The sequence below is a fragment of the Streptomyces sp. GC420 genome, from assembly GCF_009916105.1.
GTDB lineage: Bacteria > Actinomycetota > Actinomycetes > Streptomycetales > Streptomycetaceae > Streptomyces.
The window spans coordinates 19,055-39,048 of record NZ_JAAAXQ010000024.1; the positions used below are offsets into that span (position 1 = coordinate 19,055).

Annotated in this window: 35 protein-coding genes and 1 pseudogene; 9 read left to right on the top strand and 27 right to left on the bottom strand. The window is 67.7% G+C overall.

Annotated features, from left to right (window positions below; translation table 11 throughout):
* Window positions 1–201: 201 nt before the first annotated feature.
* The 23 genes from GUY61_RS05215 to rpsJ all read right to left on the bottom strand — a co-directional run bounded on the left by GUY61_RS05215 (window position 202) and on the right by rpsJ (window position 12,170).
* Window positions 202–864, bottom strand: coding sequence for an adenylate kinase (locus tag GUY61_RS05215; protein ID WP_166628865.1), 663 nt, complete (start codon window positions 862–864; stop codon window positions 202–204).
* Complete coding sequence (secY, locus tag GUY61_RS05220; protein ID WP_166628866.1) at window positions 864–2,180, bottom strand: preprotein translocase subunit SecY; 1,317 nt, start codon at window positions 2,178–2,180, stop codon at window positions 864–866. The genes GUY61_RS05215 and secY overlap by 1 nt, the downstream gene beginning before the upstream one ends.
* A gap of 336 nt (window positions 2,181–2,516) precedes the next feature.
* A complete protein-coding gene (gene rplO / locus GUY61_RS05225) occupies window positions 2,517–2,972 on the bottom strand; it encodes a 50S ribosomal protein L15 (RefSeq protein ID WP_166628867.1) in 456 nt (151 codons plus the stop codon).
* Window position 2,973: 1 nt separating this feature from the next.
* Complete coding sequence (rpmD, locus tag GUY61_RS05230; RefSeq protein WP_166628868.1) at window positions 2,974–3,156, bottom strand: 50S ribosomal protein L30; 183 nt, start codon at window positions 3,154–3,156, stop codon at window positions 2,974–2,976.
* Entirely contained in the window at window positions 3,156–3,761 is a 606-nt protein-coding gene (gene rpsE, locus GUY61_RS05235) for a 30S ribosomal protein S5 (RefSeq protein WP_166628869.1), read from the bottom strand. The genes rpmD and rpsE overlap by 1 nt, the downstream gene beginning before the upstream one ends.
* Before the next feature lie 42 nt (window positions 3,762–3,803).
* Window positions 3,804–4,187, bottom strand: coding sequence for a 50S ribosomal protein L18 (gene rplR, locus GUY61_RS05240; protein ID WP_166628870.1), 384 nt, complete (start codon window positions 4,185–4,187; stop codon window positions 3,804–3,806).
* A gap of 3 nt (window positions 4,188–4,190) precedes the next feature.
* Window positions 4,191–4,730 (bottom strand): 50S ribosomal protein L6, encoded by a 540-nt coding sequence (gene rplF / locus GUY61_RS05245; RefSeq protein WP_166628871.1) that lies wholly within the window; start codon window positions 4,728–4,730, stop codon window positions 4,191–4,193.
* A 20-nt stretch (window positions 4,731–4,750) separates the two neighbouring features.
* The gene (rpsH, locus tag GUY61_RS05250; protein ID WP_006347222.1) at window positions 4,751–5,149 is read right to left on the bottom strand and encodes a 30S ribosomal protein S8; all 399 of its coding nucleotides are present in this window, start codon (window positions 5,147–5,149) and stop codon (window positions 4,751–4,753) included.
* Window positions 5,150–5,358: 209 nt separating this feature from the next.
* The gene (locus GUY61_RS05260) at window positions 5,359–5,544 is read right to left on the bottom strand and encodes a type Z 30S ribosomal protein S14 (RefSeq protein WP_003948630.1); all 186 of its coding nucleotides are present in this window, start codon (window positions 5,542–5,544) and stop codon (window positions 5,359–5,361) included.
* Window positions 5,545–5,549: 5 nt separating this feature from the next.
* Window positions 5,550–6,107, bottom strand: a complete 558-nt coding sequence (rplE, locus tag GUY61_RS05265; protein WP_053661885.1) for a 50S ribosomal protein L5 — start codon at window positions 6,105–6,107, stop codon at window positions 5,550–5,552.
* Entirely contained in the window at window positions 6,107–6,430 is a 324-nt protein-coding gene (rplX, locus tag GUY61_RS05270) for a 50S ribosomal protein L24 (protein ID WP_018847498.1), read from the bottom strand. Before rplX ends, rplE begins: the two co-directional genes overlap by 1 nt.
* A gap of 2 nt (window positions 6,431–6,432) precedes the next feature.
* On the bottom strand, window positions 6,433–6,801 hold the full coding sequence (rplN, locus tag GUY61_RS05275; protein WP_003956455.1) for a 50S ribosomal protein L14: 369 nt from the start codon (window positions 6,799–6,801) through the stop codon (window positions 6,433–6,435).
* A 94-nt stretch (window positions 6,802–6,895) separates the two neighbouring features.
* Complete coding sequence (gene rpsQ / locus GUY61_RS05280; RefSeq protein WP_166628873.1) at window positions 6,896–7,186, bottom strand: 30S ribosomal protein S17; 291 nt, start codon at window positions 7,184–7,186, stop codon at window positions 6,896–6,898.
* Window positions 7,186–7,410, bottom strand: a complete 225-nt coding sequence (gene rpmC, locus GUY61_RS05285) for a 50S ribosomal protein L29 (protein ID WP_166628874.1) — start codon at window positions 7,408–7,410, stop codon at window positions 7,186–7,188. The genes rpsQ and rpmC overlap by 1 nt, the downstream gene beginning before the upstream one ends.
* Window positions 7,410–7,829, bottom strand: a complete 420-nt coding sequence (gene rplP, locus GUY61_RS05290) for a 50S ribosomal protein L16 (protein WP_166628875.1) — start codon at window positions 7,827–7,829, stop codon at window positions 7,410–7,412. Before rplP ends, rpmC begins: the two co-directional genes overlap by 1 nt.
* A 5-nt stretch (window positions 7,830–7,834) precedes the next feature.
* On the bottom strand, window positions 7,835–8,668 hold the full coding sequence (rpsC, locus tag GUY61_RS05295) for a 30S ribosomal protein S3 (protein ID WP_166628876.1): 834 nt from the start codon (window positions 8,666–8,668) through the stop codon (window positions 7,835–7,837).
* Window positions 8,668–9,015, bottom strand: a complete 348-nt coding sequence (gene rplV / locus GUY61_RS05300) for a 50S ribosomal protein L22 (RefSeq protein ID WP_166628877.1) — start codon at window positions 9,013–9,015, stop codon at window positions 8,668–8,670. Before rplV ends, rpsC begins: the two co-directional genes overlap by 1 nt.
* Window positions 9,016–9,058: 43 nt before the next feature.
* Complete coding sequence (gene rpsS / locus GUY61_RS05305; RefSeq protein WP_166628878.1) at window positions 9,059–9,340, bottom strand: 30S ribosomal protein S19; 282 nt, start codon at window positions 9,338–9,340, stop codon at window positions 9,059–9,061.
* 12 nt (window positions 9,341–9,352) lie between these two features.
* The gene (gene rplB, locus GUY61_RS05310; protein WP_166628879.1) at window positions 9,353–10,189 is read right to left on the bottom strand and encodes a 50S ribosomal protein L2; all 837 of its coding nucleotides are present in this window, start codon (window positions 10,187–10,189) and stop codon (window positions 9,353–9,355) included.
* Window positions 10,190–10,227: 38 nt separating this feature from the next.
* The gene (gene rplW, locus GUY61_RS05315; RefSeq protein WP_166628880.1) at window positions 10,228–10,542 is read right to left on the bottom strand and encodes a 50S ribosomal protein L23; all 315 of its coding nucleotides are present in this window, start codon (window positions 10,540–10,542) and stop codon (window positions 10,228–10,230) included.
* The gene (gene rplD, locus GUY61_RS05320) at window positions 10,542–11,195 is read right to left on the bottom strand and encodes a 50S ribosomal protein L4 (protein ID WP_166628881.1); all 654 of its coding nucleotides are present in this window, start codon (window positions 11,193–11,195) and stop codon (window positions 10,542–10,544) included. The genes rplW and rplD overlap by 1 nt, the downstream gene beginning before the upstream one ends.
* 7 nt (window positions 11,196–11,202) lie before the next feature.
* Window positions 11,203–11,847, bottom strand: coding sequence for a 50S ribosomal protein L3 (rplC, locus tag GUY61_RS05325; protein ID WP_166628882.1), 645 nt, complete (start codon window positions 11,845–11,847; stop codon window positions 11,203–11,205).
* Window positions 11,848–11,861: 14 nt separating this feature from the next.
* Entirely contained in the window at window positions 11,862–12,170 is a 309-nt protein-coding gene (rpsJ, locus tag GUY61_RS05330) for a 30S ribosomal protein S10 (protein WP_003948644.1), read from the bottom strand.
* 502 nt (window positions 12,171–12,672) lie between these two features.
* On the opposite strand from rpsJ, the gene GUY61_RS39745 reads away from it, so the two are divergent.
* The 4 genes from GUY61_RS39745 (at window position 12,673) to GUY61_RS05350 (ending at window position 14,544) form a co-directional block, all read left to right on the top strand.
* The gene (locus GUY61_RS39745; protein ID WP_243766196.1) at window positions 12,673–13,218 is read left to right on the top strand and encodes a hypothetical protein; all 546 of its coding nucleotides are present in this window, start codon (window positions 12,673–12,675) and stop codon (window positions 13,216–13,218) included.
* Between the two features lie 126 nt (window positions 13,219–13,344).
* Window positions 13,345–13,563 carry a DUF2191 domain-containing protein gene (locus GUY61_RS05340; RefSeq protein WP_166628883.1) on the top strand — a complete coding sequence of 73 codons (219 nt, stop codon included), beginning with the start codon at window positions 13,345–13,347 and terminating at the stop codon, window positions 13,561–13,563.
* Entirely contained in the window at window positions 13,560–13,970 is a 411-nt protein-coding gene (locus GUY61_RS05345) for a PIN domain nuclease (RefSeq protein WP_166628884.1), read from the top strand. The genes GUY61_RS05340 and GUY61_RS05345 overlap by 4 nt, the downstream gene beginning before the upstream one ends.
* A 127-nt stretch (window positions 13,971–14,097) precedes the next feature.
* Complete coding sequence (locus GUY61_RS05350) at window positions 14,098–14,544, top strand: MscL family protein (RefSeq protein ID WP_166628885.1); 447 nt, start codon at window positions 14,098–14,100, stop codon at window positions 14,542–14,544.
* A gap of 110 nt (window positions 14,545–14,654) precedes the next feature.
* On the opposite strand, the gene GUY61_RS05355 is transcribed toward GUY61_RS05350, so the two are convergent.
* Window positions 14,655–15,530, bottom strand: a complete 876-nt coding sequence (locus GUY61_RS05355) for a septum formation family protein (RefSeq protein ID WP_166628886.1) — start codon at window positions 15,528–15,530, stop codon at window positions 14,655–14,657.
* 616 nt (window positions 15,531–16,146) lie between these two features.
* Between GUY61_RS05355 and GUY61_RS05360 the strand changes: the two genes are divergently transcribed.
* The gene (locus GUY61_RS05360) at window positions 16,147–16,575 is read left to right on the top strand and encodes a hypothetical protein (RefSeq protein WP_166628887.1); all 429 of its coding nucleotides are present in this window, start codon (window positions 16,147–16,149) and stop codon (window positions 16,573–16,575) included.
* Here GUY61_RS05360 and GUY61_RS39750 read toward each other — a convergent pair.
* Together GUY61_RS39750 and GUY61_RS39755 are read right to left on the bottom strand one after the other, a co-directional pair.
* The gene (locus GUY61_RS39750; RefSeq protein WP_166628894.1) at window positions 16,515–16,724 is read right to left on the bottom strand and encodes a DUF397 domain-containing protein; all 210 of its coding nucleotides are present in this window, start codon (window positions 16,722–16,724) and stop codon (window positions 16,515–16,517) included. The genes GUY61_RS05360 and GUY61_RS39750 overlap by 61 nt on opposite strands.
* A 15-nt stretch (window positions 16,725–16,739) precedes the next feature.
* Window positions 16,740–17,090 (bottom strand): annotated as a pseudogene (locus GUY61_RS39755) (Scr1 family TA system antitoxin-like transcriptional regulator); the annotation flags it as partial.
* A 45-nt stretch (window positions 17,091–17,135) separates the two neighbouring features.
* Here GUY61_RS39755 and GUY61_RS05375 point away from each other — a divergent pair.
* From GUY61_RS05375 to GUY61_RS05390, 4 genes are all read left to right on the top strand, one after another.
* Window positions 17,136–17,624: a hypothetical protein gene (locus tag GUY61_RS05375; RefSeq protein WP_166628888.1), complete on the top strand. Its 489-nt coding sequence runs from the start codon at window positions 17,136–17,138 to the stop codon at window positions 17,622–17,624.
* 539 nt (window positions 17,625–18,163) lie between these two features.
* Entirely contained in the window at window positions 18,164–18,649 is a 486-nt protein-coding gene (locus GUY61_RS05380; protein WP_166628889.1) for a TetR/AcrR family transcriptional regulator, read from the top strand.
* A gap of 1 nt (window position 18,650) precedes the next feature.
* Window positions 18,651–19,016 (top strand): hypothetical protein, encoded by a 366-nt coding sequence (locus tag GUY61_RS05385; RefSeq protein ID WP_166628890.1) that lies wholly within the window; start codon window positions 18,651–18,653, stop codon window positions 19,014–19,016.
* A 3-nt stretch (window positions 19,017–19,019) separates the two neighbouring features.
* A complete protein-coding gene (locus tag GUY61_RS05390) occupies window positions 19,020–19,313 on the top strand; it encodes a hypothetical protein (protein WP_243766197.1) in 294 nt (97 codons plus the stop codon).
* 117 nt (window positions 19,314–19,430) lie between these two features.
* On the opposite strand, the gene GUY61_RS05395 is transcribed toward GUY61_RS05390, so the two are convergent.
* Window positions 19,431–19,892 (bottom strand): hypothetical protein, encoded by a 462-nt coding sequence (locus GUY61_RS05395; protein ID WP_166628891.1) that lies wholly within the window; start codon window positions 19,890–19,892, stop codon window positions 19,431–19,433.
* Window positions 19,893–19,994: the final 102 nt, after the last annotated feature.

Consider the following 19,994-nt stretch of genomic DNA (forward strand, 5'->3'; position numbering starts at 1 on the left):
GCTGGCGCCTTTCTCGGACGACGTCTGGGTTGTGTCCCGCCACGGACGGCGGGACGCCCTCCACGATACGGCCGTACGCGGCCCCGCCCGCAACAGTCGGCCGTGCGGTGCCCGCCGGCGGGCACCGCACGGCGCGTACGGGAAACGGCGCGGCCCGCGGCACCCTGGGGTGCCGCGGGCCGCGCCGCGAAGCGGTGACTTCTACTGCTCGCCCTTCAGGCGGCGCAGTGCCTCCATCGCCCGCTCGGTCACATCCGTGACCGCGCCCAGCGCGGAGATGGTGACCACCAGGCCCTGGGCCCTGTAGTGGTCGATGATCGGCTCGGTCTGGGTGTGGTACACGTCCAGCCGGTTGCGGACCGTGTCCTCGGAGTCGTCCGCGCGCTGGTACAGCTCGCCGCCGCAGGTGTCGCAGACACCCTCCTGCTTCGGCTGGCTGTAGGTGACGTGGAAGACGTGCGAGGAGTCGTTGCGGCAGATACGGCGACCCGCGATCCGCTTGACGACCTCTTCCTCGGGGACTTCCAGGTCCAGCACCGCGTCCAGCTTCATGCCTTCGGACTTCAGCATCTGGTCCAGTGCCTCGGCCTGCGAGACGTTGCGCGGGAATCCGTCGAGCAGGAAGCCGTTCTCGGCGTCCGCCTGCTCCATACGGTCCTTTGCCATACCGATCGTGACCTCGTCGGGCACGAGGTCTCCCGCGTCCATGTAGGACTTCGCCCGGCGGCCGAGCTCCGTCCCCTGGCTGATATTGGCGCGGAAGAGGTCGCCCGTGGAGATGTGCGGGATGGACAGGTTCTTGGCGAGGTACGCGGCCTGCGTTCCCTTGCCGGCACCAGGCGGCCCGACGAGAACGATTCGCATCAGCGGAGGAACCCTTCGTAATTGCGCTGCTGGAGCTGGCTCTCGATCTGCTTCACGGTTTCCAGACCCACACCCACGATGATCAGGATGCTGGTACCGCCGAACGGGAAGGAGTTCGGGTCCGTGCTGGCAAGAACCAACGCCATCGTTGGCACCAGAGCGATCAGGCCCAGATACAGCGAGCCCGGCCAAGTGATCCGGTTGAGCACATAACTGAGGTACTCGGCGGTGGGACGGCCCGCGCGGATACCGGGAATGAAGCCACCATACTTCTTCATGTTGTCCGCGACTTCCTCGGGGTTGAACGAAATCGCCACGTAGAAGAAGGCGAAGAAGACGATCAAGAGGAAGTACGTGACGATGTAGTACGGGTGGTCACCGCGGACGAAGTGCCGTTCGATCCACTGGGCCCAGCCTGCCTGCGAGTTGCTGAACTGAGCGATCAGTGCCGGGATGTAGAGCAGCGACGAGGCGAAGATGACAGGAATCACACCTGCCTGGTTCACCTTCAGCGGGATGTACGTCGAGGTTCCTCCGTAGGACCTGCGCCCGATCATCCGCTTCGCGTACTGCACGGGGACGCGGCGCTGGGCCTGCTCGACGAACACCACCAGGCCGACCATGACGAGACCCACCAGGATCACCGCGCCGAACTCGACCCATCCGTCGGCGATCTTGCCCTGCTGCTTGATGGCCCACAGGGAACCGGGGAAACCGGCCGCGATCGAGATGAACATGAGGATCGACATGCCGTTGCCGATACCGCGGTCGGTGATGAGCTCACCGAGCCACATCACCACGGCCGTACCGGCGGTCATGGTGACCACCATCGAGATCGTGATGAAGATCGACTGGTCCGGAACGATCTCGCTCGCGACCGCGCAGCCGCTGAACAGCGCGCCGCTGCGGGCGGTGGCCACGAGGCCGGTGCCCTGAAGGATCGCGAGGGCGACCGTCAGGTAACGGGTGTACTGAGTGATCTTGGCGGTACCGGACTGGCCTTCCTTCTTCAGGGCCTCCAGTCGCGGAATGACAACGGTCAGCAGCTGCAGGATGATGCTCGCCGTGATGTACGGCATGATGCCGAGCGCGAAGATCGTGATCTGCAGCAGCGCTCCACCACTGAACATGTTGACCAGGCCGAACAGCCCCGAGTTGGCGTCCGCCTGGTTCATACAGATCTGAACGTTCTCGTAGCTCACCCCGGGCACGGGTACGTGCGCCCCGAGGCGGTAGATCACGATGATGCCGAGCGTGAAGAGCAGCTTCTTGCGCAGGTCGGGCGTCTTGAACGCCCGGGCGAACGCGGTGAGCACGGTGCCTCCTGCGACCCCCGCGCACGTGCGTCAGAGGTGACGGTCTTGAGGTTCGACGAATATGTGGTCAGTGAGCAAAGCCGCTCCGCCGACCCTGTGGGGAGGCTGAGCGGGAGTTAACACAGTGCACGCCACCTTACCGGCGCACGTGCCCCCCTTGGAACGACCAACCGGGGATGCCCCGTACAAGAGGCATCCCCGGTGGGTTGTTTCAGGCCGTTCTGCTGTCTGTGACCCGTTTGGCGCCACCGTCCACCGGCCGGAAGGACCGGCCGGTGGTCCGGGGGTTGCCCCCCGGACGGACGAAGCGGGTCATCGAGTCCGGTTCCCGGACGATCAGACGAGCTCGGTGACGGTACCGCCGGCGGCGGTGATCTTCTCCTTGGCGGAGCCGGAGACGGCGTCGACCGTCACCTGCAGCGCCACGGAGACCTCGCCCTGGCCGAGCACCTTCACCAGGCTGTTCTTGCGAACGGCACCCTTGGCGACCAGATCGGCGACCGTCACCTCGCCACCCTCCGGGTAGAGGGAGGCGAGCTTGTCCAGGTTGACGACCTGGTACTCGGTCTTGAACGGGTTCTTGAAGCCCTTCAGCTTCGGAAGCCGCATGTGGAGGGGCATCTGCCCACCCTCGAAGCGCTCCGGAACCTGGTAGCGGGCCTTCGTGCCCTTGGTACCACGACCGGCGGTCTTACCCTTGGACGCCTCACCACGACCCACACGGGTCTTGGGGGTCTTGGCGCCCGGGGCGGGCCGGAGGTTGTGGACCTTCAGCGGGTTCTGCTCCGCCATGTCAGTCGACCTCCTCGACCGTCACGAGGTGGCGGACGGTGTGCACCATGCCGCGAATCTCGGGACGATCCTCCTTGACGACCACGTCGTTGATCCTCTTCAGACCGAGCGAACGCAGGGTGTCACGGTGGTTCTGCTTGCTGCCGATGTACGACTTCGTCTGCGTGACCTTGAGGCGAGCCATTACGCACCCGCTCCCGCACGCGCACGCAGCAGAGCCGCGGGGGCGACGTCCTCGAGGGGCAGACCGCGGCGGGCCGCGATCTCCTCGGGACGCTGCAGGCCCTTCAGGGCCGCCACGGTCGCGTGCACGATGTTGATCGCGTTGTCCGAGCCGAGCGACTTCGACAGGATGTCGTGGATGCCCGCGCACTCGAGCACGGCACGCACCGGGCCACCGGCGATAACACCGGTACCGGGGGACGCCGGCTTGAGCATGACGACACCGGCCGCCTTCTCACCCTGGATGGGGTGAGGGATGGTGCCCTGGATGCGGGGGACCTTGAAGAAGTGCTTCTTGGCCTCCTCAACGCCCTTGGCGATGGCGGCCGGCACCTCCTTGGCCTTGCCGTAACCGACACCCACGGTGCCGTCACCGTCGCCCACCACGACCAGCGCGGTGAAGCTGAAGCGACGACCACCCTTCACAACCTTGGCGACGCGGTTGATCGCGACGACGCGCTCAACGTACGCGGTCTTCTCGGCGGCAGCTGCGCCGCCGTCACGGCCCTTCCGGTCCCGCCGCTCGCCGCCACCGGCACCGCTTCCGCGGCGCTGGGGTCCAGCCATTGGATTACCTCTCTCGTTTCGTCCGCTAGCTACGGAACCGGCTCAGAACTTGAGCCCGGCTTCGCGGGCGGCGTCGGCCAGAGCGGCGATGCGCCCGGCGTACTGGTTACCACCGCGGTCGAAGACGACCGCCTCGATGCCCGCGGCCTTCGCACGCTCGGCGACCAGGGCGCCGACCTGCTTGGCCTGTGCGCTCTTGTCGCCCTCGCCGCCACGGATGGAGGTGTCCAGGGTCGACGCCGACGCCAGGGTGTGACCCTTGATGTCGTCGATGACCTGGGCCACCATGTGGCGGTTGGAACGCGTCACGACGAGACGCGGGCGCTCCGGGGTACCCGAGATCCGCTTGCGGATGCGGATGTGGCGACGCTTGAGGGCAGCGCCCTTGTAGGCCTTGCCCTTCGCGATCTTCACACCGTATGCCATGGCTTACTTACCCGCCTTTCCGACCTTGCGGCGGATGACCTCGCCCGCGTACTTGACGCCCTTGGCCTTGTACGGGTCGGGCTTGCGCAGCTTGCGGATGTTCGCGGCGACCTCGCCGACCTTCTGCTTGTCGATGCCCTCGACACTGAACTTGGTGGGCGTCTCGACCTTGAAGGAGATGCCCTCAGGGGCCTCAACGAGAATCGGGTGGCTGTAGCCGAGCTGGAACTCCAGGTTGGAGCCCTTCGCGGCGACGCGGTAACCGACACCGCTGATCTCGAGCGCCTTGGTGTATCCCGCGGTCACACCGGTGATCATGTTGGCCACCAGCGTGCGGGACAGGCCGTGCAGGGCCTTGTTCTGACGCTCGTCGTTGGGGCGGGTGACGTTGAGAACGCCGTCCTCACCCTTCACGATCTCGATCGGCGCGGCAACGGTGTGGGTCAGGGTGCCCTTGGGGCCCTTCACCTGAACCGTACGGCCATCGATGGTGACGTCCACGCCGGCGGGAACCGGGATGGGGAGCTTGCCGATGCGCGACATGTGCTTTCCTCCGTTCCCGACTACCAGACGTAGGCGAGGACTTCCCCGCCCACGCCCTTCTTCTGAGCCTGCTGGCCGGTCAGGAGACCGTGGGACGTGGAGATAATCGCCACGCCCAGGCCGCCGAGGACCTTCGGCAGGTTGGTGGACTTCGCGTAGACCCGCAGACCCGGCTTCGAGATCCGCTTGATGCCCGCGATGGAGCGCTCACGGTTCGGACCGAACTTGAGCTCGAGGACGAGGTTCTTGCCGACCTCGGCGTCCTCGACCTTCCAGCCGGTGATGAAGCCCTCCTGCTGGAGGATCTCCGCGATGTGAGACTTGATCTTGCTGTGCGGCATCGTCACGGAGTCGTGGTACGCCGAGTTCGCGTTCCGCAGACGCGTAAGCATGTCTGCGATGGGATCAGTCATGGTCATGAATTGGCCTTCGGCCTCTCTCGCCGGGGTTTCCTATCTGTGCCATCCCTCTCCCCACTCAGTGGCGGGACGGGTGCGGCGCGGGGACCTACGGCGTAGTAAGTCGTACGGGCGGCGGGCGCCCAACCCTCCAAGCCTAAGCCATGAAGAGCGGAGCTCCCGCCAGCCCAGTGCTTACCGAGAGCTTCCGGGTAGTCCCGAGAAGGGGATTACCAGGAGCTCTTGGTCACGCCCGGCAGCTCGCCACGGTGAGCCATCTCACGGAGGCACACGCGGCACAGGCCGAACTTGCGGTACACGGAGTGCGGACGGCCGCAGCGCTGGCAGCGGGTGTAGCCACGCACACCGAACTTGGGCTTACGAGCAGCCTTGGCAATGAGAGCCTTCTTCGCCATCTCGCTTACGCCTCCTTGAAGGGGAAGCCGAGGTGACGAAGGAGCGCGCGGCCCTCAGCGTCGTTGGTCGCCGTGGTGACCACGGTGATGTCCATACCCCGGACGCGGTCGATCTTGTCCTGGTCGATCTCGTGGAACATGACCTGCTCCGTGAGACCGAAGGTGTAGTTGCCACGGCCGTCGAACTGCTTGGGGGACAGACCGCGGAAGTCGCGGATGCGCGGGAGCGCGAGCGACAGGGTGCGGTCCAGGAACTCCCACATGCGGTCGCCACGAAGCGTGACGTGGGCACCGATCGGCTGGCCCTCACGCAGCTTGAACTGCGCGATGGACTTGCGGGCCTTGGTGACGGCCGGCTTCTGACCGGTGATCGTGGTGAGGTCGCGGATGGCGCCCTCGATCAGCTTGGAGTCGCGGGCGGCGTCGCCCACACCCATGTTGACCACGATCTTGACGAGGCCGGGCACCTGCATGACGTTCTCGTACTTGAACTCGTCACGCAGCTTGCCCGCGATCTCCTCGCGGTACTTCGTCTTGAGACGCGGAGTCGTGGTGGTAGCCATCAGATGTCCTCACCGGTCCGCTTGGCAACGCGGATCTTGTTGCCCTCGTCGTCGAAGCGGTAGCCGACGCGGGTCACGACCTTCTTGCCGTCCTTCTCCACGACCAGCTGGACGTTGGAGACGTGGACGGGGGCCTCGGTCGTCACGATGCCGCCGGTCTGCGAACCGCGGGCCGTCTGGCCGGCCTTGGTGTGCTTCTTGACCCGGTTGACACCCTCGACCAGGACACGGTCCTCGCGGGGGAAGGCCGCGATGACCTTGCCCTGCTTGCCCTTGTCCTTGCCGGTGATGACCTGGACCAGGTCGCCCTTCTTGATCTTCATGCTTACAGCACCTCCGGCGCGAGCGAGATGATCTTCATGAACTTCTTCTCGCGCAGCTCCCGGCCCACCGGGCCGAAGATGCGGGTGCCGCGGGGGTCGCCATCGTTCTTGAGGATGACGGCCGCGTTCTCGTCGAAGCGGATGTACGAGCCGTCCTGGCGGCGGCGCTCCTTGACGGTGCGAACGATGACCGCCTTGACGACGTCACCCTTCTTCACGTTGCCACCGGGGATCGCGTCCTTGACGGTGGCGACGATGACGTCACCGATACCCGCGTAGCGGCGACCTGAGCCACCGAGCACACGGATGCAAAGGATTTCCTTCGCACCAGTGTTGTCGGCGACACGCAGTCGCGACTCCTGCTGGATCACGTCTATCTCCTGATCGTCTGCCGGTTCCCCGGGGGCCACTCACGCGGCCCCCGGAGCCTGGCGGAACTGTCCTGCGGGGGGTGCCCCGCAGGAATTACTTGGCCTTCTCGAGGATCTCGACGACGCGCCAGCGCTTCGTCGCGGACAGCGGCCGGGTCTCCATGAGGAGGACACGGTCGCCGACGCCCGCGGCGTTCTGCTCGTCGTGCGCCTTGAGCTTGTTGGTACGGCGGATGACCTTGCCGTACAGCGCGTGCTTGACACGGTCCTCGACGGCGACGACGACGGTCTTGTCCATCTTGTCGCTGACGACCAGACCCTCACGGGTCTTGCGGAATCCGCGCGCGTTCTCAGCTGCAGTCTCAGTCACGTTCTTCTCGCTCATCAGGCGCTCTCCACCGTCTCGATGCCGAGCTCACGCTCACGCATGAGGGTGTAGATCCGGGCGATGTCCTTGCGGACAGCCTTCAGTCGGCCGTGGTTCTCGAGCTGGCCGGTCGCCGCCTGGAAGCGGAGGTTGAACAGCTCTTCCTTGGCCTCACGGAGCTTCGCGACGAGGTCCTCGTCGTTCAGCTCACGCAGTTCGGACGCCTTGGTACCGGCCGCCATCACGACTCACCTGCCTCGCGCCGCACGATCCGGCACTTCATCGGGAGCTTGTGAGCAGCGCGGGTAAGCGCCTCACGCGCAATCTTCTCGTTCGGGTAGGAGAGCTCGAACATCACCCGACCGGGCTTGACGTTCGCGACCCACCACTCCGGGGAGCCCTTACCGGAACCCATGCGGGTCTCGGCGGGCTTCTTGGTCAGCGGGCGGTCCGGGTAGATGTTGATCCAGACCTTGCCGCCACGCTTGATGTGGCGGGTCATCGCGATACGAGCCGCCTCGATCTGGCGGTTCGTCACGTACGCCGGGGTGAGCGCCTGAATGCCGTACTCACCGAACGACACCTCGGTACCGCCCTTGGCCATACCGCTGCGCTTCGGGTGGTGCTGCTTGCGGTGCTTGACCCTACGAGGGATCAGCATTTCGGTCAGGCCTCCGTTCCGGTGCTCTCAGCCGGAGCAGCGGCGGGCGCGTCGGCCTTGGGGGCCTCGGCGGCCGGAGCCGACTGCTGCTGCGGCTTGCGGCCGCGGCCGCCACGCTCGCCACCGCGGCCACCACGGGCCGGGCGGTCGGCGCCGCCACGGGCCGGGCGGTTGCCGGCACGGGCCGCGGCGTTCTCGGCGCGAACCTCGGCGATGTTCTTGACGTCGCCCTTGTAGATCCAGACCTTCACGCCGATGCGGCCGAAGGTGGTCTTGGCCTCGAAGAAGCCGTACTCGACGTTCGCGCGCAGCGTGTGCAGCGGCACACGGCCCTCGCGGTAGAACTCCGAGCGGGACATCTCGGCGCCGCCGAGACGGCCACCGCACTGGATCTTGATGCCCTTGGCGCCGCCCTTCATGGCCGACTGCATGCTCTTGCGCATGGCGCGGCGGAAGGAGACGCGGGAGGACAGCTGCTCGGCAACGGCCTGGGCCACGAGCTGAGCGTCGATCTCGGGGTTCTTGACCTCGAGGATGTTCAGCTGGACCTGCTTGCCGGTGAGCTTCTCGAGGTCACCGCGGATGCGGTCGGCCTCGGCGCCGCGGCGGCCGATGACGATGCCCGGGCGGGCGGTGTGGATGTCCACGCGGACACGGTCACGGGTGCGCTCGATCTCAACCTTCGAGATACCGGCGCGCTCCATGCCGGACGTCATCATCCGACGGATGGCGACGTCTTCCTTGACGTAGTCCTTGTACAGCTTGTCGGCGTACCACCGGGACTTGAAGTCCGTGGTGATGCCGAGCCGGAACCCGTGCGGGTTTACCTTCTGGCCCATTACCGGGTTCCTTCCTTGCTGCTGACGACCACGGTGATGTGGCTGGTCCGCTTGCGGATCCGGTAGGCACGGCCCTGGGCCCGCGGGCGGAACCGCTTCAGGGTCGGACCCTCGTCGACGTACGCCTCGCTGATGAACAGCGAGGAGGCGTCCGTGTGGTTGTAGTTGTGCGCGGCGTTGGCGATGGCGCTGTCCAGCACCTTGCCGACCGGCACGCTCGCGGCCTGCGGGGCGAAACGCAGGACCGCCTGAGCCTCCGTGGCGTCCATGCCACGGATGAGGTCCACCACACGGCGGGCCTTCATGGGCGTGACGCGGATGTACCGCGCCTGGGCCCTGGCTTCCATGGTTGTCCCTTCGGTGTAAGTCATAGTCAGTCACACCCCGCCGTTAGCGGCGCTTCGACTTCCGGTCGTCCTTGACGTGGCCGCGGAAGGTGCGAGTCGGCGAGAACTCGCCGAGCTTGTGGCCGACCATGGACTCGGTGACGAACACCGGGACATGGGTCTTGCCGTTGTGCACCGCGATCGTGTGACCCAGCATGGCCGGGATGATCATCGAGCGACGGGACCAGGTCTTGATGACGTTCTTGGTGCCGGCTTCGTTCTGGGCGTCCACCTTCTTGATCAGGTGGTCGTCGACGAAGGGCCCCTTCTTGAGACTGCGCGGCATCTAAACCCGCTCCTAGCGCTTCTTGTTCGTCTTGCGGCGGCGGACGATGTACTTGTTGCTCGCCTTCTTGGGAGAACGAGTACGACCCTCCTTCTGACCCCACGGGCTGACCGGGTGGCGACCACCGGAGGTCTTGCCCTCACCACCACCGTGCGGGTGGTCGACCGGGTTCATGGCCACACCGCGGACGGTCGGGCGGACGCCCTTCCAGCGCATGCGGCCGGCCTTGCCCCAGTTGATGTTCGACTGCTCGGCGTTGCCGACCTCGCCGACAGTGGCGCGGCAGCGGACGTCGACCAGGCGGATCTCACCGGACGGCATGCGCAGGTGGGCCATGGAGCCCTCCTTCGCCAGCAGCTGCACGGAGGCACCCGCGGAGCGGGCGAACTTCGCGCCGCCGCCGGGCCGCAGCTCGATGGCGTGCAGGGTCGTACCGACCGGGATGTTGCGCAGCGCCAGGTTGTTGCCGGGCTTGATGTCGGCACCGGGGCCGTTCTCGATCCGGTCACCCTGCTGCAGACCGCGGGGGGCGAGGATGTAGCGCTTCTCGCCGTCCGCGTAGTGCAGGAGCGCGATGCGCGCGGTGCGGTTGGGGTCGTACTCGATGTGCGCGACCTTGGCAGGCACGCCGTCCTTGTCGTGACGACGGAAGTCGATCAGACGGTAGGCGCGCTTGTGGCCACCACCCTGGTGGCGAACGGTCACACGACCGGCGTTGTTACGGCCGCCCTTGCTGTGCAGGGGGCGGACCAGCGACTTCTCCGGCGTGGACCGCGTGATCTCGACGAAGTCGGCGACGCTGGAGCCACGACGGCCCGGAGTCGTCGGCTTGTACTTGCGGATACCCATTTCTCAGTCCTCGTCCGATATCGGACCAGGGCGCTCCGTTAGGAGGCCTGGCCGAAGATGTCGATTCGGTCGCCCTCAGCAAGGGTCACGATGGCGCGCTTGGTGTCCTTGCGCTTGCCGAAGCCGGTCTTGGTCCGCTTGCGCTTCCCCTGCCGGTTGATCGTGTTGACCCCGGTGACCTTGACCGAGAAGACCGTTTCCACGGCCTGCTTGATCTGAGTCTTGTTCGCGCGCGGGTCGACGATGAACGTGTACTTGTTCTCGTCCAGAAGCGCGTAGCTCTTCTCGGACACGACCGGCTTGACGAGGATGTCGCGCGGGTCCGTGTAGGTCTTGCTGGTGATCTCGGCCATCAGGCTTCGCTCCCCTCGGTGTCGTTGGCGGCCTTGGGGCCGGACACGAAGGACTCGAAGGCGGCCTTGGTGAAGACCACGTCGTCGGAGACGAGCACGTCGTACGTGTTCAGCTGGCCCGGCTCCAGGATGTGGACCTGGGGCAGGTTGCGGGCGGACAGCCACGCGGCCTCGTCGCTGCGCTCGGCGACCAGGAGCAGGTTCTTGCGCTCCGAGATCTTGCCGAACAGCGTCTTGGCGGCCTTGGTGGAGACCTCGCCCTCGATCACGCCGGAGACGACGTGGATGCGGGAGTTGCGGGCCCGGTCGGTGAGGGCACCGCGCAGGGCGGCGGCCTTCATCTTCTTCGGGGTCCGCTGCGAGTAGTCGCGCGGCACGGGGCCGTGGACGACGCCACCGCCGGCGAACTGCGGAGCGCGGGTCGAACCCTGACGGGCGCGGCCGGTGCCCTTCTGGCGGTACGGCTTCTTGCCACCGCCGCGGACTTCACCGCGGGTCTTGGTCTTGTGCGTGCCCTGGCGGGCAGCGGCCAGCTGGGCGACGACGACCTGGTGGATCAGCGGAACGCTGACCTTGGCGTCGAAGATCTCCGCGGGGAGCTCGACGCTACCGGCCTTCTCGCCAGCGGGCGAAAGGATGTCAATGGTGCTCATCGTTACCTCAGGCCCCCTTGGCCGCGGTACGGACCAGGACGAGGCCGCCGTTCGGACCGGGAACCGCGCCCTTGATGAGCAGCAGACCCTTCTCCGCGTCAACGGCGTGGACGGTCAGGTTCTGGGTGGTGACCCGCTCGTTGCCCATACGGCCCGCCATGCGGAGGCCTTTGAACACACGGCCCGGGGTGGCGCAGCCACCGATGGAACCGGGCGAGCGGTGCTTGCGCTGGGTACCGTGCCCGGCGCCGAGGCCACGGAAGTTGTGGCGCTTCATGACACCGGCGAAGCCCTTGCCCTTGCTCTTGCCGGTGACGTCGACCTTGACGCCGGCCTCGAACACCTCGGCGGTGATCTCCTGGCCGAGGGTGTACTCGCCGGCGTCGGCGGTACGGATCTCGACGAGGTGGCGGCGGGGGGTGACGTCGGCCTTGGCGAAGTGGCCCTTGAGGGGCTTGTTCACCTTGCGGGGGTCGATCTCGCCGAAGGCGATCTGGACCGACTCGTAGCCGTCGGTGTCGTTCGTACGGACCTGGGTCACGACGTTCGGACCGGCCTTGACCACGGTGACCGGGACGACACGGTTGTTCTCGTCCCAGACCTGGGTCATGCCGAGCTTCTCGCCCAGGATGCCCTTGATCTGCTTAGCCATCTCTTCCGCGCCTCTCAGAGCTTGATCTCGATGTCAACGCCGGCCGGAAGGTCCAGGCGCATCAGCGAGTCAACGGTCTTGGGCGTCGGGTCGAGGATGTCGATCAGGCGCTTGTGCGTGCGCATCTCGAAGTGCTCGCGCGAGTCCTTGTACTTGTGCGGCGACTTGATGACGCAGTACACGTTCTTCTCAGTGGGCAGCGGCACCGGGCCCGCGACCGACGCACCAGTGCGCGTCACCGTTTCGACGATCTTCTTCGCCGAGGAGTCGATGACCTCGTGGTCATAGGCCTTGAGCCTGATGCGGATCTTCTGTCCCGCCATGGCTTCCTGTTCTTCCTAGTCTCATAACGCTCTGGAACCGGGCCTTCCGGTACCTTCTCTCCGACCCACGCGGTCGGGCGTGTCGCGCCCCCCTCGTTAAAAAATCCCATGCGGATTCCCTACGAGAAGGGGTTTGTGCGGGAGAAGGACACCCACCAGGTTCCTGGCCGAGGCACCCCACTGACGCTTCCCGGAAGATTCCCGTACTTCCACCCCTGACAAGGGGTGACGAGTACTGCGGGACTCGCTTCCAGTCCTCCCGACGGGAGGCGCGCAGCATCGGCACTCAACCGAGCAACCCCGATAGTCTGCCATAGGCGGCAGTCCGATAGCCAATCGAGCCGAAGAGGTTACCCGGGCCGCGCCGCGAACCAAACCCACCCCCTCCCGGGGCGCCGGCACAGGTTTCGACACGAACGAGTCTTCGGGGATTCACCCGATGTCGTGGGGCTCACGGGCGGTCGGTCACGCAGCCCACGCTCGGCCCCTACGTTTCATCGTCATGAGCACCCAGGAACGACCCCGGGACGAGCAGTCCAGCCCCTGGATCGCGCTGTACCGGCGCATCGGCGAGCTCGATCGGGAGGATCTGGCGGTGGTCGACTACCTGGTGGACCAGCTCCTCGGCCACAGACCCGCTCGCCGCCCGCCGCACGCCCTGCCGGTCCGCGCGGCAGTCGGCGGTTCGCCTCCGGCGCCGGACACACCTCCCGGACGCGCGCACTACTGGCGCCGCCCCGTCACCTACTTCCCCGGCTGCGGCAGCATTCTGGAGAGCGCCTACATCAGAGGAAAGGCCGAAGGCAGGGCCGAGACCCGGGCCGCGACCGAAGGCCGCGACGCCACCTTGTGCGAAGTGCGGGCGGAAGCCGTACTCATCGCGCTGGAACAGCGGAGGGCCGTGCTCACACCCGGCGTCCGCAACCGCATCGCCTCATGCGCCGATCCGGCCACGCTCGACGCCTGGCTGAACCGCGTGCACGAGATCGACGCGCCGGAAGAGCTGTTCCATCAGCCCATCGGCTCCCTTCCCGACCGACCCCGCTGAGAACCTCAGACCGTCGGGCGCGCCTGGGCCGCGCGACCGCGACACGCGGAATGCACCGATGCGACCCAGCCTGAAGCGCAGGTGTATATATTGAACACAGGCGTATATCAATCTCGGGAGGCCGTCATGTCCAAGACCCTGGTCGACGTCGACGACGACATGCTGGCCTTCGCCCAGCAGCAGCTCGGCACCAGGACCAAGCGCGACACCATCAACCGGGCGCTGACGATAGCGGCGGCGATCAGCGCCGACGACCGAGCGAGAGCCCTGCGCTGGCTCCAGGACAACGCCGACGCCTTCCTCGACTTCGACGTGCTCGAGGAGAGGGAGCGATCAGGCCTGTGACCTACCTCGCCGACACGTCCGCAGTGTGGCGACTCCTGCGCCGCCAGATCAGTGATCCCTGGCCGGATCGCGTGGCCCGGGGGCTCGTCGCCATCTGCGCTCCGGTTGAATCCGAGCTGATGCCGGGCCTGCGCGCGGACCGCGACTACGAACCCTTCTTCACGATGCTCGGCCAGACCTTCGGCTGGGTGCCGGTCCTCGATGATCCGTGGCCGAAGATCATCTCTGTGCAGCGGGAACTGGTTCGAATCGGCCATCATCGAGGCCCCTCCCCGATCGACATCCTCATCGCCCTCACGGCCGAGCAGCACCACCTCACCGTCCTTCATGCGGACGACGACTTCGAGGCGATCGCGAAGGTCCGGCCGACGGTCCGGATGGTACGGCTCCAGCCGCTCACGCCGTGACCGGACCAGTTTGACGTGGGCACCGCGCACCCGGACGGGCGTACCGGTGTCGCACCGCCCGGCGATCGGCGTGAGGGTGGGACCGGCGGCCGGCTGAGCACTCCGGCCGCGGACCGAGGAGCGGATCGTGCTGAAGGGCTTCAAGAACTTCCTCATGCGCGGTGACGTCATCGTCATCGCCGTCGGCCTGGTCACCGCGCTGGCGTTCTCCACGCTGATCAAGGCGTTCACCGACTACGTCGTCAATCCGATCGTGGCCCGGTTCCAGGGCGGCGGGTCGGCCGGGCTCGGCTGGCAGCTCGGGGACGAGGGGAACGAGGCGACGTACCTGAACCTCGGCGAGTTCATCTCGGCCCTGATCTACTTCGTCATCTTCATGGCCGTCGTGTACTTCCTGATCGTCGTGCCGTACAAGCACTCCCAGGCCCGCCGCGGCGTCACCGTCTTCGGCGAGCCGGGCCCCGTCAAGAAATGCCCGGCCTGCCTGTCGGAGGACCTGCCCGCCGCGGCGAGCAGGTGCAAGTACTGCGGCACGGACCAGCCCGCTTCCGGCGCCGGCGCCCCCGCGCGGTAGGTGCGGGGGCGCCGGGATCCGGGAGCGCCCGCGCGGTTGCACGGTTGCGCGGTGCGCGGCAGACCTCCGGTGCGCACGCGGCGGGCGCGCGCCGGAGGGCGAGGACGGGGTCAGCCGGCCCAGACCTCGGCGTCGTCGGCCGGGACGGTGGCGGCCAGGCCCAGCTCCTTGCGGGCGGCCACCGTCTTGTTCGGGTCGATGCCGGTGAAGGCCGCGTCGTACGCGATGTAGAAGGCGTCCGCGTCGGCGGCCGCGGCGGCCTTCTTCCACTCGGCGGTGGCCTTCTCCAGCTGTGCACGGAGCTTGCCGGTCTCCGGCTTGCCGATGCCCTTCAGGGCCTTGACGTGCGCGTCGAGGGCGGTGGCGACGGCCTTGGCCTGTGCCTTGTACCCCTTGAGGTCGCTCTCCACGTCCTCCGCCTCGGGCTGGTTCATCCACAGGGCGTCGTAGACGGCGTTCGAGCCCTTGAGGTACGCGGCCTGGTCGGCGTCCACGGACTTGGCCTTCACCGAGCCGGAGAACTTGCCCGTCTCCTTGGCGTAGGCGCAGCTCACGGCGCGGTCACCGGTCGCCCAGCTCTCCGCGGTGGGGTGGTAGTAGAGGATGCCGACGCCCTCGGGGAGCGCCCAGGTGTCCGGGGCGAACTTCTGCGCCTCGACCGGGCACCGCTCGTCGGCGATCGCCGAGACCTCGTCGTCACCGGGGAAGGCGCCCGCGTCGTCGATCTTGAACTCGCCGACGACCTGCCCCTCGTGCGGCTCGGCGCAGGGCACGATCTCGATGGCGAACTCCTCGCCCTCGGCCGTCCCGCTGTTCGGGTTGTAGCAGTCTCCGACGGCCAGCGAGAAGACCGATCTCTGGCGCGCCACCTTCTTCGCGCCTTCCTTGGCGTTGTCGAGCACGGAGCATCCCGCGGCCGAGAGCGAGAGCAGGGCGAGGGCGGCGGCCGTGCCGCGCAGGGACCGGGACGGGGTGCTGAAAGTCATGACGTGCGCATCCTCAAACAGAATTCTTACGAACAAGTCTGCGCATCGTAGGGCCTGCCTGTGACAGCGCTGTGGGCAGGGAACCTGCCGCTTCCGCTCAGGTCCGCGCATCCGCACCCCGGGCGCCGGGCAGCGCCGTGCGATCCATCCGTCACGCAACCGGGGAGCGCCCGTTCCGAGGCGGCGAATGTGGGCTCTAACCTCACTCCACCGGCCCTATATGTTCGTTTCAGGGTGCAGTGGAAGCCCGCATTTGAAGACCGAACCAGTGCGTGTTCCGGGCAGCCTGGGGAAGGCCCCCGGCCGACCGAGGTGCGGCCGTGCGCCCGGGCCGTTCCGGTTGCGCCGGGCACCATGCCGGAACCGAGCCACCCGCCAAAGCCGGCATGCCGGCCGGAGCCAGGAGGCCGACGTTCCGGCGTGGACCGTGGTGGACCGTCCACCGGAGGGGCACCCCGCGCGCTCGTCGTGCCGCCGAGGACGGGGCCGGGCCGAAGAAGTACCGGGCCACAGGACGTCTCCGGACCGGATTCACCTGCGGGACGCCCTCTGGACGCATCCACCACGGAAAGCAGACGTCCCGGACTCGGTCCCCTCCCCCGGCCAGCAGGTCACCGTGCGCAACCGCCCCTGGGTGGTGACCGAGGGGACCCGGTCCGCCCTCGCCTCTGACGACCAGGCCCGCGCCGCCGAGGCCACCCACCTGGTCCGGCTCGTCTCCCTGGAGGACGACGCCCGGGACGAGGAACTGCGGGTCGTGTGGGAGCTGGAGCGGGCGACCGAGGTCTACGACGGCCACGTTCTCCCCTCCGCGGGGAACGGGTTCGCCGAGCCCGACCGCCTCGACGCCTTCCTCGACGCGGTGCGCTGGGGGGCCGACGATGGCGGCTTGTTCCCCAAGCCGAATACGCCCTGTTCTGAGCCAGGGCGTCAACATACTCCGCGCCCGGTACGGACTTGGCGCGGAGCGCAATCAGTGGAGGGTCAGGGCCTCGACGCGTACGTCACGAAGTCCGCCCACGCGTTTGCCGTGAGCGCGAGCTGAGGGCCGCCGAGGTTCTTGGAGTCGCGAACGTGGACGGTGCCGGGGGTGGTGGCGACCTCGATGCAGGACTCGCCGTCGGTTCCGCTGCTGTAGCTGCTCTTGAACCACGCCAGTTCGGAGGCGTCCCCGGCGGAGGCGTTGCGGATCATGTCTCTCCCAGCAAACTCCCGAGGCGGGAGGGCCAGGGCCCGGACAGTGCCGTACCGCAGCTCAAGGACTCGCAGTTGTTTCGGGTCGGAGACCGGGCGGCCGTTGAACGCGCCGTCCGAGCGTCCCACTGCCGTTCCATCCCCGAACTTCAGCACCTCGATCCTGCCGTCCACTCCTGGATGAGCCTCGCTGCTTGTCGGCATCACCTGGAGCGTGACGTTGCGCAATCGGCCAACCTCCAGCAGGTGTTCGAGTTGCTGACGCCACACCATTGTGCCCCCGACGGGACGGCGGAGAGGCGCCTCTTCGAGCACATGACGGCCGGGGGCGACGGCCGGCGGGAACGCAGGCACGCGCGCCTGGCGGAGGACCCCACGGCCGCCGAGACTGCGGCACGGCTCCTGGATCGGATGGGGACCGAGGACCGGGACGACAACGATGTCGAGGCCGAACACCATGCGACCCTCCTTGCGGCGCTGCGCGAGCACCAACTGGACGCGCGCCTCGCCGAAGAGCTTCCGCTGCACCTGACCGGCCCGGACACCGACGCCGGTGCTCTGCGCCTCCCGTGGGGCGACACCCTGCTCGGCCCTGTGGAGAACGCGGTCTCCGCCGCCGGGGACCGCGATCAGGAGATCACTGTCTCCGGCCGCACCACCGAACTGCGCGAAAGCGACTGGGTGAAGGTCAAGACGGGGACGGCCAAGAACGCGCCGGCCTACGACGTCCGCTTCGAGGAACCCGCAGAACTGCTGCGCATGCGTCCTGGCCTGGGGGACAACGTCCATTTCCGGGTCCGCTTCCGCCGGCGCCTGGATTCCGCGGGCATCGCACGGTCCACCGAGTACACGTACCTGGGCCCGGCGCCCGAGCAGCCGTCCCTCCCCATGGAACCCTGAGCGGCCGGCGCCACGCGGAATCGAGTACCGCTCCGTGAGCCGGAAGCGGACCGTCGCCCGGATCACCCGCCCCGGCTGCCGAGCCGTCAGGCCCGGCCGCCGGTCTCGAACCGCTTCACCTCACGCAACCGGAAACCGGTGCCGCTCCGGTCGACGTCGTTGGCGGCGAGGGCCGGTTCGCCGATGGACGGGGACCCTGGTTCATGCGGGGCTCGCTCGGCGGCGTGGCCGGGCGGGTGCGTGGCTCCGTGGTGTAGGTGGAGGCCCGGGCGGCTAGAAGACTGCCGTGCGTGAGTCCGATGTGTGTGCTGGTCGCCGCCACGGCGAATGCCGCCCGTCGGCCTGACCTGCCGCCAGGCGGGCACAAGGCCGCCGCGGAACTCCAGGCCTCTGCGCGAAGACGTTCGCGCCCGCCGGACCCGGAGCAGCACCGCCTCATCGCCAGGGGTGCCCCCGGAGAAGCGTCGGCTTCCCTGCGCCTCCCGTAAAAGAACACCCGTTCTTGACCGATCGTTCTTTAATCACATACGGTCATGAGCATGGGACGACCACGCGCCTTCGACACCGATCAGGCCGTCAGTGCCGCGGCCGCCCTCTTCGCCGCCCACGGCTACGAGGGCACCTCGGTGGACGACCTGGTCACAGCCACCGGCATCCACCGCGGCAGTCTCTACAAGGTCTTCGGCTCCAAACGGGGCCTGCATCTGACCGCCCTCCGCAACCACCTCGACCACGAGATCCACCCGACCACCGCCGCCATCGCCACCCTCAGCGACCCCGCGCAGGCGCTGACGGCAGCCGTCGCCTCTTACGACAACGGCCCGGCCGCCGGACTCCTCCTCCTCGCCGCCGCCGAACGGGCCCCCCACGACCCGGAAGTCGCGGCGCTGGTCGCGGAAGGCATCAAAGCGCTGGAGGACGCCCTGCGCCCCTCCCACGGCGACGCCGCCCCTCAACTCGCCTCCACCGTCCTCGGTACCCGCCTGCGCCTGCGCGCCCTGCCGACCACCCCCAAGGAACACTGACATGGCCCTGATCTCCATCGACCGTGAACGCGGCCTGCTGACCGCCGAATTCCAGGGCCTCGACAAGCTCTGGACTCTCAAGAGCCGCCTGGAGATCCCCCTCACCCACGTACGTGGTGCCACCCACGACCCCGGCATCGCCCGCGAACCGAAGGGCATCCGCGTCGTGGGCACCTACCTGCCCGGCGTCATCACCGCCGGCCGCTTCCGCCACAACGGTGAACGCCTCTTCTGGGACGTGAAGAACCCGGACAAGGCGGTTGTCATCGAACTCGCCGACGCCGAAAGCTACGACCGCCTCGTCATCGAGGTCGACGATCCCCGCGCCACCGTGGCCCTCATCGAACAGTCCATCGCCCGCGGCTGAAACGTGACTTCCGGCCTGGACGCCCTTCCGGCGGCCCTGTACGTGTTCATCGACGACCATGTGCCGCCTCGTCACCGGATCGGGCGACCGCCGAAGTCGTCGAACCCGGAACTGCTGTGCCTGGCCGTGGCGCAAGTGCTGCTGGGCTTCCCCTCAGCCCGGCACCGGCTCCGATTCGCCCACGCCCGACTGCGGCACCTGTTCCCCCACCTGCCCGCAGCGGTCGGGCTGCACCAAGCGCCTGAACGCGGCCGGCCACTGATCTCCTGCGGGATCGAGGCCCGCCCCATCAGGTGAGCAGAGCGGCGCGGTGTGCGGCGCGCCGCACACCGCGCCGCCGGGCGGGTGGACGGCACCCGCCCGGCGGCACCGCCGCACCCGGTCCGCGCGGCACCGCCGCCCGGACCGGGACCGTCAGATGTCGATGACCCGGTACGCGATGGTGTAGACGCCGCCGGACCCTTCGAGCGAGCGGTACTGGACCTCGGCGCCCGCCTCGCTCCCGGTGGCGAGCGTCGAGCCCAGCTTGTCGTCGGAGCTCGTGCTGTCGTAGTCCCACAGCGTCATGGTGCGGGCCTGCTGCTTGCCGAGGACGAGGGCCGCGTTGCCGTTGCCGTCCGTCATCGACCGCACGTAACCCGGGCCCATCGTCTGGTACTTGAGGCTGCCGGGCCACACCTTCACGGCGTTGCCGTTGGCGTCGGTGACCTTCAGGTAGGCCTCGTCGTGATCGCCCTCGCTCTGCTCGTGGCAGGTCAGCTCCAGCAGTTCGATGCGGACGTAGTCGATCGGCTCGGCCTGGGCCGCGCCGGCGAACCCGGCGACGCCGGTGAGCGAGAGCAGGGCGGCCGTGGCCACTCGAGCGATTCCACGCATGATGTCGGTTCCCCCTTGGGTGGTGTCGCCCCGCGTCGTGCCGCGGGGCGGTGCCGTTCCCCCGGCACGCGAACCACCATGCCCGCCCGCACGGCGGTGGAC

What these genes read in the sequence shown, in the direction of transcription:
- GUY61_RS05215 (WP_166628865.1), bottom strand. Translation starts at nt 864, where the DNA reads ATGCGAATCGTTCTCGTCGGGCCGCCTGGTGCCGGCAAGGGAACGCAG.
- rplO (WP_166628867.1), bottom strand. Translation starts at nt 2,972, where the DNA reads ATGGCGGAGCAGAACCCGCTGAAGGTCCACAACCTCCGGCCCGCCCCG.
- rpmD (WP_166628868.1), bottom strand. Translation starts at nt 3,156, where the DNA reads ATGGCTCGCCTCAAGGTCACGCAGACGAAGTCGTACATCGGCAGCAAG.
- rpsE (WP_166628869.1), bottom strand. Translation starts at nt 3,761, where the DNA reads ATGGCTGGACCCCAGCGCCGCGGAAGCGGTGCCGGTGGCGGCGAGCGG.
- rplR (WP_166628870.1), bottom strand. Translation starts at nt 4,187, where the DNA reads ATGGCATACGGTGTGAAGATCGCGAAGGGCAAGGCCTACAAGGGCGCT.
- rplF (WP_166628871.1), bottom strand. Translation starts at nt 4,730, where the DNA reads ATGTCGCGCATCGGCAAGCTCCCCATCCCGGTTCCCGCCGGCGTGGAC.
- rpsH (WP_006347222.1), bottom strand. Translation starts at nt 5,149, where the DNA reads ATGACCATGACTGATCCCATCGCAGACATGCTTACGCGTCTGCGGAAC.
- GUY61_RS05260 (WP_003948630.1), bottom strand. Translation starts at nt 5,544, where the DNA reads ATGGCGAAGAAGGCTCTCATTGCCAAGGCTGCTCGTAAGCCCAAGTTC.
- rplE (WP_053661885.1), bottom strand. Translation starts at nt 6,107, where the DNA reads ATGGCTACCACCACGACTCCGCGTCTCAAGACGAAGTACCGCGAGGAG.
- rplX (WP_018847498.1), bottom strand. Translation starts at nt 6,430, where the DNA reads ATGAAGATCAAGAAGGGCGACCTGGTCCAGGTCATCACCGGCAAGGAC.
- rpsQ (WP_166628873.1), bottom strand. Translation starts at nt 7,186, where the DNA reads ATGAGCGAGAAGAACGTGACTGAGACTGCAGCTGAGAACGCGCGCGGA.
- rpmC (WP_166628874.1), bottom strand. Translation starts at nt 7,410, where the DNA reads ATGGCGGCCGGTACCAAGGCGTCCGAACTGCGTGAGCTGAACGACGAG.
- rplP (WP_166628875.1), bottom strand. Translation starts at nt 7,829, where the DNA reads ATGCTGATCCCTCGTAGGGTCAAGCACCGCAAGCAGCACCACCCGAAG.
- rpsC (WP_166628876.1), bottom strand. Translation starts at nt 8,668, where the DNA reads ATGGGCCAGAAGGTAAACCCGCACGGGTTCCGGCTCGGCATCACCACG.
- rplV (WP_166628877.1), bottom strand. Translation starts at nt 9,015, where the DNA reads ATGGAAGCCAGGGCCCAGGCGCGGTACATCCGCGTCACGCCCATGAAG.
- rpsS (WP_166628878.1), bottom strand. Translation starts at nt 9,340, where the DNA reads ATGCCGCGCAGTCTCAAGAAGGGGCCCTTCGTCGACGACCACCTGATC.
- rplB (WP_166628879.1), bottom strand. Translation starts at nt 10,189, where the DNA reads ATGGGTATCCGCAAGTACAAGCCGACGACTCCGGGCCGTCGTGGCTCC.
- rplW (WP_166628880.1), bottom strand. Translation starts at nt 10,542, where the DNA reads ATGGCCGAGATCACCAGCAAGACCTACACGGACCCGCGCGACATCCTC.
- rplD (WP_166628881.1), bottom strand. Translation starts at nt 11,195, where the DNA reads ATGAGCACCATTGACATCCTTTCGCCCGCTGGCGAGAAGGCCGGTAGC.
- rplC (WP_166628882.1), bottom strand. Translation starts at nt 11,847, where the DNA reads ATGGCTAAGCAGATCAAGGGCATCCTGGGCGAGAAGCTCGGCATGACC.
- rpsJ (WP_003948644.1), bottom strand. Translation starts at nt 12,170, where the DNA reads ATGGCGGGACAGAAGATCCGCATCAGGCTCAAGGCCTATGACCACGAG.
- GUY61_RS39745 (WP_243766196.1), top strand. Translation starts at nt 12,673, where the DNA reads ATGAGCACCCAGGAACGACCCCGGGACGAGCAGTCCAGCCCCTGGATC.
- GUY61_RS05340 (WP_166628883.1), top strand. Translation starts at nt 13,345, where the DNA reads ATGTCCAAGACCCTGGTCGACGTCGACGACGACATGCTGGCCTTCGCC.
- GUY61_RS05355 (WP_166628886.1), bottom strand. Translation starts at nt 15,530, where the DNA reads ATGACTTTCAGCACCCCGTCCCGGTCCCTGCGCGGCACGGCCGCCGCC.
- GUY61_RS39750 (WP_166628894.1), bottom strand. Translation starts at nt 16,724, where the DNA reads ATGATCCGCAACGCCTCCGCCGGGGACGCCTCCGAACTGGCGTGGTTC.
- GUY61_RS05375 (WP_166628888.1), top strand. Translation starts at nt 17,136, where the DNA reads ATGGGGACCGAGGACCGGGACGACAACGATGTCGAGGCCGAACACCAT.
- GUY61_RS05380 (WP_166628889.1), top strand. Translation starts at nt 18,164, where the DNA reads ATGGGACGACCACGCGCCTTCGACACCGATCAGGCCGTCAGTGCCGCG.
- GUY61_RS05385 (WP_166628890.1), top strand. Translation starts at nt 18,651, where the DNA reads ATGGCCCTGATCTCCATCGACCGTGAACGCGGCCTGCTGACCGCCGAA.
- GUY61_RS05395 (WP_166628891.1), bottom strand. Translation starts at nt 19,892, where the DNA reads ATGCGTGGAATCGCTCGAGTGGCCACGGCCGCCCTGCTCTCGCTCACC.